Source organism: Tolypothrix tenuis PCC 7101 (assembly GCF_963874875.1).
In the GTDB taxonomy this organism is placed as follows: domain Bacteria; phylum Cyanobacteriota; class Cyanobacteriia; order Cyanobacteriales; family Nostocaceae; genus Aulosira; species Aulosira tenue.
Genome location: NZ_CAWNJS010000001.1, coordinates 5,800,872 through 5,816,887 on the forward strand (window position 1 = coordinate 5,800,872; position 16,016 = coordinate 5,816,887).

Below are 16,016 nucleotides of genomic sequence, written 5' to 3' on the forward strand. Positions count from 1 at the left end.
CAATTGGGATCTCATTTGCTATAAATGCTTATATTTTTATGCAATTAATTAAGCAAAACTTATTAATCTCAACAATTTGCAGGCGCACAACATTCTTGTGTCTTCAACCCACTGGTAATTTCCCCCCAATCCCTAATCCCCAATCCCTAATCCCTAATCCCCAATCCCCAGTCCCCAACCCCCACTACCTCGCCACAGAATACTCTTGCTGCTGAGATTCCTGGTTGAAATAGTAGTAACTATGACTTTCGTTTTTGGGAATCACACCATTCACAACTTGTCCTAAGACATTCTGACCAGATTTTTCCAAAATTTCACAAGCGATCGCTGCATGGACGGAATCAACTACCCCAGGACGAACGATAAATAAAACACCATCAGCCATTTGTCCTAAGGTGGCTGCATCGGCGGCGACGTTTAATGAAGGCGCGTCAATAATCACAAAATCGTAGTTAGTAGCATAAGTTTGCATTAAAGAAGCCATACGTTTTGAGTCTAATAAAGATGCGGGTGAAGGCGGTACAACTCCCGCTGTCAACACATCTAAATTATCTGTAACTTGTTTGATAGCTATATCACTTTCAGCCTGTCCAATAATTACATGGCTCAAACCTTGACTATTAGTGAGTTCCCAAATTTTATGCTGAACTGGACAATGTAAATCCCCATCTATGAGTAGAACTTGACGTTCTGTTTGTGCCATAGCTAGAGCTAAATTAGCAGCTACTGTTGACTTACCTTCTCCGGGAATGGAACTAGTAACCACAATAGTTTTTAACTCTTTATCAGCACTCATAAACTTCAAATTGGCGCGTAGCATTCGGTAGGCTTCGCTAATAGGAGAACGGGGATAATCTCTCACAACTAGCCTAGAAGGATAGATTTCTAAACCTTCCTGGCTATGATGATATGTTCTCGGCTCTTGAAAAAAGGGTATAACCCCCAACAAAGTTAATCCTAGTAATTCTTTAGCTTCATCAATTGTTTTAATTGATTTATCTTTGGCTTCTAAGATATACATATATGCTATCGCCGCTAAAGTAGCTAATAAACCTGCGCTGATATATGCAATTAAAGGTGAAGATACAGGCTTATCGGGAACTTGAGCCTCAGAGACTAAACTGGCATTACCAACATTTTGATTTTCGGCAATACGGCTTTCTTGCAGCTTTTGTAGTAGCAAAGAATATGTATTTTGCGATGCTTGAACTTTGCGTTCTAACTGTCGCTGCTGTTGCTCTAAACGGGGCAAAATATTGAGTCGTTGCTTATATGCTGATTGTAAGTTAGATAAGGCTGCAACTTTACTGACTAAACCTAAACGATTTGACTCTAATTTTACCAAATCTCCAGCAAGTTGTTGTTTGAGCGCTCCATTTTGAAAATTGTTATTATCTTGTGTTTGTGTTGTGCCTACAGCTTGTTTAATACGCTGGTTTAATATTGCTTTTAAAGCTTTTTGTTTGTTTACTAAACTGATGATTTCTGGATGATCATCCTGTAAAACAGTACGCCTTGCAGCTAGTTGCGATTCTAGTTGCTGAACTTCTTTGAGAATATCTTGCACTCCAGCAGTTTGGCTGACGTTAGTTGCTGCTACAGCCTGTTGCGAGGTCATGTTTAATTGCTGGCGGAGTGATTCAGACTGTGAGTTGATATCGGCAAGCTGAGATTGAGATTCACCTATTTGCCTTTGAAATTCTGTAACTAATTCAATTGATTTACTGGCTTCTTCTTCTAAAGAAACGACTTTATTTCTTTCCTTAAATCTTGCTAGTTCAGCTTCGGCATTACTGACGATTGATTCGGCAGTCGGTAATTGCATAGTAATAAATTTGCGGGCGGCGGATGCTTCTTTGCGTCGGGAAGATACATTATGATCTAAATAGGCGCGCATCACTGTATTCACAACTTCTGCGGCAACTTCTGGGTCTCTATCCCGATAGGAAATTTGGATGACATCCGCCCCCTTAATATCTTTTACTGTAAAATTCTTCAAAAATTCCCGTGGTTTTAAGGGTTGCCCGTGGTCATTTTTTAAGTCAAGCTCAATGATAGTTTGTTGCACTAAAGGAATAGAACGGATAATTTCTGCTTCTGTATTTAAAGGATTAGTTTTATCATCCTGTGTTACTGCTTCTAACTTGCCTAATTCTGGTGCTACTCCGGTCATAGTAGAAATGGTATTTGACCTTTGAAACATCAGTTTGCCCTCTGCCTCATAAGCTGGTTTTTGGAAATGTAAAGCCAGCAGAGTCAGAAACATTACTGGGAAGAAAACTCCTAAACTAGGGTACCAACGGCGCTGGATAATTTGCCAATATTTATCAAATGAGGATGCAGATTCGATTGTATTCATAACGGTTTTTGTTTTTATAATAAACAAATTTAAGTAATTACTAATTCGTAATTCGTAATTCGTAATTAAAAAGTTATTTCTCTTGCTATATAGTGATAGGATATTTTTCTCATAGGAAGCTTCTGAGCTTAACAAGATGAAAAATGATTTTTTAAATTAGTTGTAGAATTTTGATGGTGAATTGTGGCGATCGCACTAATTACCCTTTCTAAATCTGCGTTGGTTAAATTGGAACCGGAAGGTAAACAAAGACCTCTGGTAAATAAATCTTCGGACACCGCACCACCGATATATTCACAGTCAGCAAATACAGGCTGTAGATGCAAAGGCTTCCATACAGGACGGGATTCTATTTGCTGTTCTGCAAGGAAGAGGCGGATTTGTTCTCGATCTGCACCAAAGGCTTTGGGGTCGATTGTCAAGCAAGTAAGCCAGCGAGTAGCTTGACCAAAACCCACTTCTGGCATAAATTCGATTCCTGGTAGCTTTGCTAAAGCTTTTTGATAGATTTTAAAGTTGCGTCTGCGGGCTGCAACTCGTTCAGATAAAACCTGCAATTGACCTCGACCAATTCCCGCCAAAACGTTGCTGAGACGATAATTGTAACCGATTTCTGAATGTTGATAATGGGGAGCGCGATCGCGGGCTTGGGTAGCCAAAAACCGCGCTTTCTCTATTAGTTGGGAATCATGAGAGACTAACATCCCACCGCCAGAAGTGGTAATAATTTTATTGCCGTTAAAGGAAAAAATACCGATGCGTCCGAAACTTCCAGTGGCACGTCCTTTATAAGTAGCACCTAAAGATTCGGCTGCGTCTTCAATTAAGGGTATGTCAAAATGATTGCAAGCTTCTAAAATGGGGTCGATATCTGCACTTTGACCATATAGGTGAACCACAATCACAGCTTTGGGTAAATTACCAATTCTGGCGCGGCGTTCCAACGTTCCCCATAATAGATCGGGATTCATATTCCAAGAAACGCGATCGCAGTCAATAAAAACTGGCTTTGCACCTAAATAAGTAATGGGGTTCGCTGTAGCCGCAAACGTCAAAGTAGAACAAAAAACTTCATCCCCAGGCTGTACCCCCACCAATCGCAAAGCCAAATGAATCGCCGCTGTTCCAGAACTCACAGCCGCAGCATAAGGCGCACCTATCACTTGACAAAATTCCTGTTCAAAAGCATCGATATGCGGCCCTACTGGCGCAATCCAGTTAGTGGCAAATGCTTCTTTGACGAATTCTAACTCGCGATCGCCCATGTGAGGCGGTGACAGGAGAATTGGTTTCATGGTGGGGGATTGGGGATTGGGGAACTCGGGGCCCCCTCTGGGGATAAGGGGTAATGGGGATTGGGGACTGGGGACTGGGGATTGGGGAACTCGGGGCCCCCTCTGGGGATAAGGGGTAATGGGGATTGGGGATTAATAAAAACTCACAATTACCAATTACCAATTACCAATTACCCATTACCAATTAGAAAACTATTTAGTACAAACAAAATACAGCATTCCCTGATTTTGTTCTTGCAGAAAATCTTCTAGAGAAGTCGATAATTTGCCTTGATTTATTTGAAAATTAGAACCCAGTGCAACTATCTCAAAATTTGCTGCTTTGATAATTTGATATGCTTCTTCAACTCGATACCAATATAAATATGGCGGTTGATCGAGTAGCGATTGCAAGTTAGTATTTCCTGCATACTTCAATTGCGGTAGATATTGTATTGAGCGATTGACATGAGTAAGTTTCCTTAATAAGCGTAAATAGGCTAAATAAGGTAAGTAAAATGGACTTTTGGCTCGACTATCAAAATTCAGCAATGAAAATATTGCTGTGCCACCTGGTTTTAAAATCCGATATGCTTCTTTAAAAGCATTAAATCTGCCAGTTTCATCTTCAATATTACAAAGTACTTGTTGCAGATAAACTAATTGCTCGAATTCATTATCGTCATAACTTAACGATACTGCATCCTCAACAGCAAAACTAATACTATTAGTAATATCTCTTCGCTTTGCTATTTCAACAAATTCAGGTACATAATCGAAAGCATATAGATTGGTGAATCCTCCTTCTTTCATGCAGGAAATTATCCTGCCTCCACCTGTACCAGCCTCTAATGTTTTCAAACTTTCATCTAAATAGGTGGCTATCAAAAATTTATCAGAAGATGAGAGAGAATATTCTTTATATGCCCAAAAGTTAAATTCTACCGTACTATACATTTCTTTTGGGCTATATATTTTAACTGCACTTGCCATGATGATAAACTCCTGATATTTCTGGTAATCAATCACTATGCAATACTTGTCGGTTAAGAGGAACAAGGGGAATGAGAAAGTGGAAAGAAACAACCTTTAACCCAAAACAAATTTTGATTTCAAAATGCTTAACAGAGTAGTATTGAATCACTATGTTTCCTGATAACGATAGGCAGGAAAAAACTGAGAATTGAGTATGGTTTTAAAATCAAGATTTAAAGTCTTCGCTTGTAAGTTAACTAATTCCAGATATTTTTCTTCATCGAGAATTAGCCGCATTGTTAAAAAGTTATGCCGGAGTTTAGAAAAACTCGCTTTGAAGTTATAAAGATTTGTTGTAGCACCTCCTAATCCACCTCCTAAATGAAAAATATGATTACTACGGTTTTTAGCCCAAAATCGGACATAATTAATTTCTAAGGAACCTGGAGAAAGCGTAATAAACTTACTGCTAGTTCCACGAAAAACACTCTGCACTATACCGCTATATTCGGTATATAACCCAGCAGATGCTACTTGATTATCAATTTCAACGATACATAAATGTAATTTCTCCTTTAGCACATCTTTCATTTTTTTAAAATATTGAGCGTTAAAAGAATAGTAAATTTCTGCTGCTGCTACTCGCTGCATTGTTTCTTGATAAATTGCTGTAAATTTATCAAGATATTCATCAAAATTTACCATTCTTGCTGTTAAACCTACTTGCATACAGTAGTTAATTTTCTTGCGGCGATCGCGCTTAGTTTGATTCCAAATTTGTTCTTCAGAAAGATGCAAGTTAATATATACGGTCTTACCGTTAAATGTTAGAATTTTCTGATTATATAAAACCTCATTTAAGTTATGATTGATAATCGGATGTAGGCGAAAAAAAGCTGAACATACACCCTTATCTTTTAAGACAACATTTAATTTTTTAATGGCAGCCTCGACAAAATCTGGTGTAATCTTAGCTGCATCACTTAACAAAATACCTGGATAGCCATAAGGTGAAACTATATCAATACTTTCTATAGGTATTGATGTCTCTACCCCTAAATCATCACAATTACGTAGCAAATAAGGCGCAAATAAAATTTTGTCATTTTCAGAGATTAAGATGGCTTCAGCAACAGCTTTATTCCTCATCGCTTCTAATGCAAAATATTCAGGAATTTGATAAAAGTCATGTTTGATATTTTGCAATATTTCTCGCCAATAATTGCTTTCTAAATCAATTACCTGAATATTCATAAATCCTCAGATTCAAGGTAAATTAAATAATTTTGATTGCTGTAGGCTAACGCACCTATAATTTTAACGGTGCGTTGCCCTAAAATACCCTAATTTCTCTGGTTAATTTCTTCTAGTTTCTTGTTAACCAACTGCTCAAGAGTTGCTGTATTATCTTTAACATCAGCGAGTTGATGTTTAGCTTCTTCTTTATCCAAGAAACCAGTAATAACTTCTCGCGAAAGTAACTGTAATTCTGGATGATAACCTAATCTTTGGCTAACTTGATATTCTACTAATCCCGGCAGAATGCAATTAGTACTATTACCATGAATTTTGACTGTTGACCAGCCAAAGTCATCGAGAATTCTATAAATATCCTTCTCAGTTAATTGCAACACAAATGGCAGAGAAAATATTTGTATTTTCATGCCTGTCGCTGCATCTGTCACCCACTTTGTAGAACGTACTTCTGGTTCTATCCAGTGCCACCAGTTACGCCCCATAATTATGCGATTGATGCGATGTTTTACACAATAATCTTGAATTTCTTTGTAAAACATATCCCCGCACTTATAGCATGGATAACCATTTTTAAAGTTATTATCCATCATGTCTTTTACATAAGGTGCTAGGTCAATATTTAATACAACTAATTCTACTCCTAATTTGTCGCACAACTTTTTACCATTTTCAATTACCTGCTCAGGAATAAACCCATTTTGAACTAAAACAGCCGTTACATTTAAACCAAATTTTTGTCGTGCTGTAATCAGACAAACTGCACTATCCTTACCACCAGAAAAACCCACAACGGCATCCATATTTGCCCCCTCTTCTCTAGGAGTATGCAAAAATGTTTGTAATTCGCTATCCAAAATTTCTTGTTTAAAATTCTTTTTGTAAGTCATGCACATATTACAAACACCATCAGAGCCGATATAGATGTTTGGTATCCGCGTATCGAATAAACATTCCTGACATTCTACAGGCTTAATAAAAGGATTCTTACCTGTATTTACCCAAGTTTTAATTTGATTTTGTAAATGTATTCTCCGCGCGCGAAGATTATAGTTAATGCCGTTAATAGAAACTTTGCATTTATATGGAGAATAATCTTCCCGGAGGAATTGAGGAATTAGGAAATCGAAACTTTGTAATAAAGTATTTGCTTGGCTCATAAATACCTCGGATTCTCAAAATATTTTTTGTGAAAATTCTTGCCCAAGCTGGTATTAAAAATTAGCGAAATTGAAATCTTGTTTGATATATAGATAAAAGAAACAAGGGTAACAAGAGTTCTGGAGAATTGCTATATTTCGTACTAACGATGATTTCCAGTATTAGCAAAGTCATTTACTCTTGACTCTCTCCACTAATTTGTGACAGTAGAACGATAAGCCGGAAAGAAATTTGATTTTAGTAATGTTCCTACTTGGCTATTTAAAGCTTTGGCTCTTAACTCCACCAGATGAGCATACCTTTCTTCATGAATAGTTAATCTCAGCGTCAAAAAATTCTGACATTTTGGCGAAAAACCTGCTTTAAAATTGTAAACACCATCTTTACTTCCCCCATATCCACCCCCTAGATGCAAAAGTTTATTACCCCGTTCTTTTGCCCATAACCTGGCATAATCAAACAGTAGTTTATCTGGGGAGAATTTTAAAAACTTGTTTTTTGTACCGCTTAAGTAAGATTGAACTATTCCACCGCATTCTGTGAATAGACAAGCGCACATAATCTCACATTCAAATTCTACAATTCCTAAGTGCAATTTGTTACCTAATTTATGTAACAAATTCCTAAAATATTCTTGCTGAAAGTGATATAGCTGAGGCGCGCCTACTCGTTGCATTGTTTGATAATAGATTTCTAAAAAATCAGCAAAATATTTGTCAAAATCAACAATTTTTGCTTGCAAACCATAACGTTTCTGCCGATTAATATCTTTACGATGATCCGAGCGAGTTTGCCGCCATATTTCTTCAGCCGAAAGTGTTAAATCTACAGCTATTGTTTCTCCACTGATTTGGCAAATATGAGGAGGATAAACTTTCTCTAATCCAGCATTTAGTATAGGATGTAATCGGACAAAGGCTGAACAGATATTTTGCTGTCTAAATGTAGATATTAATTCCTGCATTGCTAATTCGAGGAAATCTGATGAACTAGCCGCAGCCTCACTCAATAAAATCCCAGGATAGCCATAAGGAGAAATTACATCAAAAAGTTCTGGACTTTCTGAGGGATCAGCAAAAAAATCGTGACAGCGACGTAGTAAATAAGGTAAAAAAAATAGTTTTTCTCCCTGAGAAATTACAATCGCCTTGGGAGTAGTATTAGTTCTTAGCGATTCTAAATATACATATTCTGGTAAGTGGTAAATATCGTGACGTACTGTTTGCAAAATCTGCATCCACAAAGGGTTGTTTAACGCGATGATTTGAATATTCAACATAAGGGTTTAATCCCATTGCACTACAAAGTCTGAAATGGTATTAACGGATTTGACGTACCAACATAAAAGCTTCAGCTGCACCCAGGCTAACAGTTGCACCCCGTAACTTAGCTAAAGCTGCGATCGCATCTAAAGAACGAGGATGTGGTGGTTCTTTGATCTGGCTTTGATAGCAAGTCATGGCTTTGAGCTTTTGCTCTAAATAGTTGGTGATATCGACAAATACCGTCGGGATAAAAGCCTCATCACCAGAAGGGGGAGCCCATTCTGTTTCGGAGAGAGTCTCATAACAAAAAATCTCACGCACAGAACAACCATTAATCGGGCGACTAGCAACCAATGTAGCTTGATAGACGAGTCGGTGATCGGCATGAATATCACCTCGATGTGGTAAGTAAATAATGTTGGGTTGCAGTAAGCGAATTGCCGTGCCAATAGCATCAGCTAACTTATATCCTGGGTAAATATCCAGCTTGGGAGCGAGAAAATCCAAGAAACTGACGCTGGATATACCTAAAATTTCATGAGATGCTTTTAACTCTTGGCGGAGTCGCAACTGCACCTCTGCTGGATAAATATCTGGATCGCCACAGGTAACTATAACAGCATGAACCTCATCACCCTGATCTATATGACGTGCGATCGTCCCTCCACAACCTAAAACTTCATCATCTGCATGGGGTGCAATAACTAATACATTGTTTTTCATAGCTTTACTAAATCACGCCCTAAAAAATTTCTCGTTTCCGCACCGCAACAAAAGAGAGTATCTAAAATTGACAAGTCAGGGATAAAACCTAATTCCGGAAAGGCTTGAGGATAGGATGGGTAAGCGAACTCTTGCCAAAGTAAATCAATCCCCGCCGCCGCAAAAGCTTCTAAATCCATATATCTTTTACCTCCGATACCAGATAGGTAAGTATCAGCCCCTACCGCCTGACAGATATTGATGAGTAATTCGGTTTTGTTACCTTCTACACCCAATGCAGACATATACACAATCGGTTTGTGAATGTGTAAAACATCCATCACCCATTGAATTAGCGCCATATCGAGTTCACACAGATAACGCCAATCTTGATTGAGTATTTGTTCCAGTTCCGGCGCATACTGATGAAAGTAGGGAGCGCGAGCATAATTTGTGACAATAGTTTGCCAATGCTTTCGCGCCCAAGGTAGTTCTGAGTTAATTAACATCTCATTAATTCGTTCTTCATCTCTGTTGCGATGGAACACTGGTACAGTTAGCCATTGCACTCCATTAGCGGTTTTAATTCGGTTGCGGTGTTGAATTCCACGCCGTTGAAACTGCACGCTATCCATAACTACAAAAATGTCGCCTTGTTGTAGTTTGTGAAAGAATCCCAGGTAGGGCAAAAATTGTGCTTGGTGAATTACCGCTATTTTCATAAGTTATTAGCCAAAATTAAAATGATAATTAACCGCCGATAAATGCTGATGATAGATACTTGGATAAGAGGCTAAATTTATTGTGCGTTTGGCAAATAATATCTATCAAATGGCTATTTATCTAATTTTTTACTGTCTGATATATTTGCATCTTTGACATAAACTCCTTCTTTGCGAAGCACTACAGGAATTGTTCGCAAGATAATTAAAATATCTAACCAAAAACTCCAGTTATCTACATACCACACATCAAAATTAATTCTCTGCTCAAGGCTATTATCTAAGCCACCATTAACAGCTTCCCAAGCTGTGAGACCAGGTAACATTAATAAACGTTTCTTTTGGCAATCGCTGTAGTTGAAGAGGCTAGCAACTAATAGTGGTCTAGGGCCAACTAAACTCATATCGCCACGAAGAATATTAAACAGTTGTGGCAATTCATCAAGATGGTATTCGCGCAAAAATTTACCAATGGGCGTAACTCGCGGATCGCCGCGAAAGGTATTTAGCCCAGCACCTAGATTAATTGCGCCATCAACCATTGTGCGAAATTTATAAATCACAAATGGTTTTCCCAGCGTTCCTAGGCGTGTTTGACAAAATAAAATTGGCCCCGGTGAAGTTAATTTAACTGCTAAGGCAATTGTCAGTAAAACAGGTAATAGAAGGAAGATGGCTATACTGGCAAGAATAATATCTAATAACCGCTTATATATTAGTTGCCATTTCATTCTTGGATGCTCTGCCAAAAATGAATTCTTAACTTTTTGCCATTGTTCTTCTGTCCATACATCTATAAAAATATTACCATAATTCGGGAATAATTTATTTTTTTGAAATTCATTTTTCATCAGAAATGCACTCCTTGGTTTAAAAAAATAAACATCTTGAAATTACCAATCACCAATTACCCCATTACCAATTACCAATTACCCATTACCAATTACCCATTACCCATTACCAATGCTCAAACATAAACAGGATAATTCACCTGATTTAAAGCCTCTGCATATAAACTTTCATGTAGTTGTAAAATGTGTTGTAAATCGTAATTAGCCATAATTTCCCAGCCACGTTTACCCATTGCTTTGGCTTCTTGGGGATGGTCTAATATATAGGCGATCGCATTTGCTAATTCTGCAATATTTCCCAACTGCACCAGCAAACCACAACCACCCTCTAGCAAATCGCGAATCCCGCGAATGTCGCTACCAATCGCCGGAACTTGCATACACAAAGATTCCATAATGCTTCTGGGTAGTCCTTCTTGTTCGGAAACGAGTATAGTAGCGATCGCACTGCCAATTAAAGTTGCAATATCCCGTCGGAAACCTAAAAAGCGCACCCTGTCTGAGATTTCCAGTTTCTCTGCTAACTGCTGCATCTGTGCTTTTAAAGGCCCATCTCCAGCTAAAGCCAAGCAACTATTCGGTCTAGCAACCTCAGCAAAAGCTCTTAATAAATCTTGATGACGCTTGCGTGGGATGAACTCGGCAATACACAGCAATAACTGAGTTTCTGCTGTTAATCCCATTTCTTGGCGTACTTGCAAAATCGCATCTGATGCAACTGCATTCACATTGTATTGTTGCAAATCAACCCCAATTCCTGGCATATAGCGCACCCTCTCTGGAGGTACGATATGATACTGCTTTGCTGCTTCTTCATCCTCGTAATTAATCGCTACGAGGTAGTCAGTCCAGCGACCAGCTAGTTTTTCCAGCGCCAAAAAGATAGCGTTTTGTAAAGGTTCGCCTCCACGGTAAAAATTCAAACCGTGAGATGTGTAAATTATCTTGGGTGTTCCTCCCTTCCTAACATCCTTGAGAGCATAGCGAGTTACAAAAGCAGGTACAGCTATATGTACATGAACTATGTCGTATTTTTCCTGGGCTATTACCTTACGGATTTGTGCCGGAGCAATTAAAAGATTTCGCGGATTTAGAGGATTGCGAGCAAAATCTACATCCCAAACCCGGTCAAAAGTTTGCAAACACTCAGCATCATTTGTCACCCTATCTGCCATAGCATCTACGCGCCAACCCCGAGCACGAAAGTAGTCAGCAAAGGGTAAGAAAAAGGCGCGGAGGGTTTGAGGAAGTGTGGTAATGATTAATAGTTTGTTCATTGGTAATGGGTAATGGGTAATTGGTAATGGGGATTAGGGAGGACAAATGACAACTAACTAATAACTAATGGCTCTTGACTCTTGACTCTTGACCTTTGACCCTTGGCTCTTGTACAAACAACTTCTACCCTCTACTTGCATCCAATTCTCTGTTTTTTCGCGCAGATATTGGTATAAATTATTTCTTCTAGATTGCAATAACTGTTCTCTGTAATTTCTGGCTTTCTGCAAGTTCCGGGCGGACATCTGAGCCATACGTTTTGGGTCTTCTATGACTTCGCAAATTTTGTCTGCTAACACCAGCACATTACCTGGAACTACCATATCTTCATCGGGTAGAAGTTCGGGAAAACCGCCGACAGTGGAACCGATGCAAGGTAAACCCCGTGCCATTGCTTCAATCATTGCCCTCGGTAAACCTTCTTGATGGGATGGTAAAACAAATAAATCGGCTCTATCTAACTCGGCGCGTACGGCATCCCCAGCTGGTAACTCACCACAAAAATAGACGCATTCTTTTATACCTAGTTTGGCGGCTCTGGCTTCTAATTCTGGTCGGTGTTGACCATCTCCCACTAAAACTAGCTCGAGATTTAGCCCCAGCTTGAGACATACAGCAACCGCATCAATTAGCACATCTGGAGCTTTATAAAGTTGATCCATTGTGCCCACAGTAATGATGGTGAACTGAATTTGATTCTCACGAGGGAGACGGGGAACAGAGACAAAAGCCTCATCAGGTAATTCGACGCTGGAATAGTTTGTTGAGAAAGCTTTCTTGGCTGGGGGATAACGTTTTTGCAAAGCAGATTCAGTCACATAAGCTGCTGCACAAGCTTTCATACACTGTGTTTGCAACTGACGCGGGAACCACCACCGGAAAAAAGGACGTAAAGGATTTTTGACTGCACCAGGCGCAAACACATCGTAGGGGTCGCCTATTACTTCCACAGCATAGGGATAATCATATCTGCATAACAGCGAATGCAGATGGCTGGCGATTTGGGAGGAAACACGCAAAATTACAGCATCACCAGGCGTAAAGGCATTTTTAATAGCTTCTTTGACTTTCTCTGCTACCAAAAGATACTGCCAAGGCCCTACGTAATAGGGTACAGCAGCAAAAGCAACTCCCTCACCGTCCGCCCGTTTCCAGTGAGATGGAACGGACTCAACTTCGCGGATACGAGCAATTACCCGCACATGGTCAAACACTGCCAAATAACGTTGATAGAATGAATGGGCAAATGTGGTTTGTGTCCAAACTGCTCCGTCGGGAGTGCGGTCAAAACGATGATCTAAGGTGAGGAGCAGATTCATTTTACTTTGTTGCTGTGGTGATGCCTGGTTCATTTTGATAAGCTCCGATTTTTATGGCGTTGCTCAATCTTATTTAAAGTGTGCTTTTTCAGAAAATTAGAATTCAAATGACGAGATTCTAAATTAGGGTTAGGGATAACTTTTCTGTCAGAAGTTAGGAAAATTACAAAGCTTGCTAAAGAGCCATTTTTAAATAGAAAAAATATGTAATTATCTGAATCACTGGCAAGAATGATAAAACAAAAGTTTATTAAAAAAGGTAACATTAATAAGCGGTCATCTCCCCTTGTCCAATCACACAAACACCGCCGTACTTGACCGACAACAATACCCAATGCAATAAACGCAATTGGAACCACATAAGGGCCAAAGTTAAGCATTGTTTCACCAGCCAGTCCATACACTTTGGAAGAGTTCAAAAATATAGGATCGTAAGTGCCTTTACCATATTGAACTTCCGTGCCTTCTTTCATCTTATCAGGTGGTTTATCCGGCATGATGGCGCTGGGTATGAGCATGGTTAATGCTGGTAAATATGTTCGCCCCCAAGCATATTCATAATCACTATCTTGGCGCAGAATTCTGTAGAGTAAAAAAGCTTGAACATCACTTCTACCAAGGTCTTGTAAGACTAAGCTCTGCCAAGAACGCCCCGATTTTTCTTCTAAAGTTACACGTGCTTCTTGCCCTTGTAAGGCGGTAGTAACTGCTTCTAAACCTCCTGTTTTAAAAAAACCATATATATACATAAATAAAACCAGAAATACTAGCCCGATCGCAATTTGCTTTTTAGAAATTTGGCGCAACCAAAAATGAATGATTCCAACTACCCAAAACATTGCCCAAATTGTGTTACTGCGGCTACCCCTGAGTCCACCAAATAAAAATTGTAATATCAAAAAAATAATTAAAACTCCTAACAATACTTTGACATTTTGCAGTCGTTTGTTAGTTTTGGCATAAATAGTAAATGCCATCATTGCCAAGATTGGGAAGCTTTCTGAAAGCACAAATAATATGCCCATACCTTGAAACTCATTTTCTCCGCCTCCCATAGCAGATCTATTAGCAGCTTCAATATAGTTAAGGATGCCACCAAATTTTTGATAAACCATCAACTGTAAGCTGGCAGAAATGATCAGCGCTATAGAAATAATTGGGAAAAAACGCTGATGATTGATTTGCCAAATTGTCTGTGTTGGTTGATTTTGAGAGGCATTAAAAATAATGTTGCGGGTAAAACGATAAATCCCCAGACCTAAAAAATTGAGTATGGCCATACCACCCAACCAAGGCCGCCAGTCTGTAGGGGGAATGATATCTGAATCAATCCAAAAGTCTAAACCAACATGCAGTAGCGGCGCGACGAAAAAGAAATGAAACCCTAATAAGCCGATAATTCCTACTGGATCAAAAAGATTCAATCGACCGCGAAACCAGTCAATAGCATCGATCCCAATGAGAATGCCACACAAGGTAACGGGAATGACAAACCAGTGCAAAAACTGTGCAGAAATTTGTAGTAAGCACAAGATGGTCAATAAGCAGATAAAAATAGCAATGACCAAACTATCTGGATATACAACTTGCGATCGCACTTGGCGTTGGTTCATACCATAACCTCGCAAGCTAGTTGTGTTTGATACATCCTCTGGAGATTCTGCACAGATGTTTCAATGCTCAAAGGACTCTGTTTGATTAGCTCTAGGGCATGATAACTAGTAATATTAAATACAGCTTTTCTTTGTGCTAACAGTGTCTCTGCCCACTCAGAAGCAGATTGTAATATTGACAGGCGATGAATTAGAGGCTGAATTATATCAACTTCTTGAGTAATGTCATCCGAAATAATACAGGGTAATTCTGCTGCTTGAGCCTCTAATAATACTAATGGTAACCCCTCATGCAGAGATGGTAAAAGGAAGACATCCATTGCACCTAGCATTAATCTTGGAATATCCGATCGCGAACCAGCAAAGATAACGCGATCGCCTAAACCCATCTGTAAAACTTGTCGTAAAATTTCTGGTTGCAGATAGCCTTCACCCAATAGCAACAGGTACATTTTGGGTTCCCGTCGGGCGACTTGGGCAGCAATTTCAATCAAAAATTGATGATTCTTTTGCGGGTGAAACCTACCGACGTGACCAATCACAAAGGCATCAGCAGGGATATTGAATTCAGAACGCACAGCTACCGGATCGACAGGATTTTGGAAGGGTTCGAGGTCAATGCCATAATATAGAAGCTGCCAGCGCGGGTCAGCTTGCCATTGGGAACCAAACAAGTCGGCAACGGCTTTGCGACTGCATCCCAAACCTAAGGTAGCGTTCTCGGCTATCCAAGATTTCATGACAGAACAATACCAACGTCGATATAATCCTGACTTTGCGTGTTCGGCGGAAATATCGTTGTGGCTGTGGGCAATGCAGATCGGTACACCTGATAGCCTAGCTAACCGCAGGGTATAGCCACTGAAGTGGTGGAGATGGCTATGCACAATGTCATAGGGGCCGAATTCCCGGAGAATTTGCCGGAAGTTGGCGGCGTAGTCCCAAGGTCGCCAGGGCTGTAGGGGACAGGGGATGATCTGACTACCCAAACGGCGAATTTCATCGTCGTAAGCACAGGGATCTGTGGTGTGAACTAAAAAGTCCATCTGAAAGCGATCGCGATCTATATGTCGCAGAATATGCATCAACCAAGTTTCAATCCCGCCTCTTACCATCCCGCCAATGACATGGAGAATACGGATAGGTACTTGATGATTTTTTTTGTAGCTGTCGATGGTCGAGGAATTAATATAAGTTGTCATCTTATCTCCTCAAATTAACGAATTAATATTTGATTTTTCCG

The 16,016-nt window shown here is 39.5% G+C and carries 13 protein-coding genes; all 13 read right to left on the minus strand.

Annotated elements, in window-relative coordinates; translation table 11 throughout:
• Positions 1 to 184: 184 nt before the first annotated feature.
• The 13 genes from AACU25_RS22870 to AACU25_RS22930 all read right to left on the minus strand — a co-directional run bounded on the left by AACU25_RS22870 (position 185) and on the right by AACU25_RS22930 (position 15,975).
• Positions 185 to 2,359 (minus strand): GumC family protein, encoded by a 2,175-nt coding sequence (locus AACU25_RS22870; RefSeq protein WP_096579582.1) that lies wholly within the window; start codon positions 2,357 to 2,359, stop codon positions 185 to 187.
• Between the two features lie 128 nt (positions 2,360 to 2,487).
• Positions 2,488 to 3,654 carry a DegT/DnrJ/EryC1/StrS family aminotransferase gene (locus AACU25_RS22875; protein WP_190445767.1) on the minus strand — a complete coding sequence of 389 codons (1,167 nt, stop codon included), beginning with the start codon at positions 3,652 to 3,654 and terminating at the stop codon, positions 2,488 to 2,490.
• Between the two features lie 192 nt (positions 3,655 to 3,846).
• Positions 3,847 to 4,626 carry a class I SAM-dependent methyltransferase gene (locus AACU25_RS22880; protein ID WP_199347318.1) on the minus strand — a complete coding sequence of 260 codons (780 nt, stop codon included), beginning with the start codon at positions 4,624 to 4,626 and terminating at the stop codon, positions 3,847 to 3,849.
• Between the two features lie 150 nt (positions 4,627 to 4,776).
• The gene (locus AACU25_RS22885; protein WP_096579586.1) at positions 4,777 to 5,862 is read right to left on the minus strand and encodes a peptidoglycan bridge formation glycyltransferase FemA/FemB family protein; all 1,086 of its coding nucleotides are present in this window, start codon (positions 5,860 to 5,862) and stop codon (positions 4,777 to 4,779) included.
• Positions 5,863 to 5,951: 89 nt separating this feature from the next.
• Positions 5,952 to 7,022 (minus strand): 7-cyano-7-deazaguanine synthase, encoded by a 1,071-nt coding sequence (locus AACU25_RS22890; protein WP_096579588.1) that lies wholly within the window; start codon positions 7,020 to 7,022, stop codon positions 5,952 to 5,954.
• A gap of 194 nt (positions 7,023 to 7,216) precedes the next feature.
• Positions 7,217 to 8,302, minus strand: a complete 1,086-nt coding sequence (locus AACU25_RS22895) for a GNAT family N-acetyltransferase (RefSeq protein ID WP_321206697.1) — start codon at positions 8,300 to 8,302, stop codon at positions 7,217 to 7,219.
• 40 nt (positions 8,303 to 8,342) lie between these two features.
• Entirely contained in the window at positions 8,343 to 9,011 is a 669-nt protein-coding gene (locus AACU25_RS22900) for a PIG-L deacetylase family protein (protein ID WP_096579590.1), read from the minus strand.
• Complete coding sequence (locus AACU25_RS22905; RefSeq protein WP_096579592.1) at positions 9,008 to 9,712, minus strand: WbqC family protein; 705 nt, start codon at positions 9,710 to 9,712, stop codon at positions 9,008 to 9,010. Before AACU25_RS22905 ends, AACU25_RS22900 begins: the two co-directional genes overlap by 4 nt.
• A 113-nt stretch (positions 9,713 to 9,825) precedes the next feature.
• Positions 9,826 to 10,563, minus strand: a complete 738-nt coding sequence (locus AACU25_RS22910; RefSeq protein ID WP_096579594.1) for a sugar transferase — start codon at positions 10,561 to 10,563, stop codon at positions 9,826 to 9,828.
• A gap of 116 nt (positions 10,564 to 10,679) precedes the next feature.
• Positions 10,680 to 11,840: a glycosyltransferase family 4 protein gene (locus AACU25_RS22915; RefSeq protein ID WP_096579596.1), complete on the minus strand. Its 1,161-nt coding sequence runs from the start codon at positions 11,838 to 11,840 to the stop codon at positions 10,680 to 10,682.
• 57 nt (positions 11,841 to 11,897) lie between these two features.
• Positions 11,898 to 13,193: a glycosyltransferase family 4 protein gene (locus AACU25_RS22920; RefSeq protein WP_321206696.1), complete on the minus strand. Its 1,296-nt coding sequence runs from the start codon at positions 13,191 to 13,193 to the stop codon at positions 11,898 to 11,900.
• The gene (locus AACU25_RS22925; protein WP_096579598.1) at positions 13,190 to 14,773 is read right to left on the minus strand and encodes a hypothetical protein; all 1,584 of its coding nucleotides are present in this window, start codon (positions 14,771 to 14,773) and stop codon (positions 13,190 to 13,192) included. Before AACU25_RS22925 ends, AACU25_RS22920 begins: the two co-directional genes overlap by 4 nt.
• Positions 14,770 to 15,975, minus strand: coding sequence for a glycosyltransferase (locus AACU25_RS22930; protein WP_096579600.1), 1,206 nt, complete (start codon positions 15,973 to 15,975; stop codon positions 14,770 to 14,772). Before AACU25_RS22930 ends, AACU25_RS22925 begins: the two co-directional genes overlap by 4 nt.
• Positions 15,976 to 16,016 lie beyond the last annotated feature (41 nt).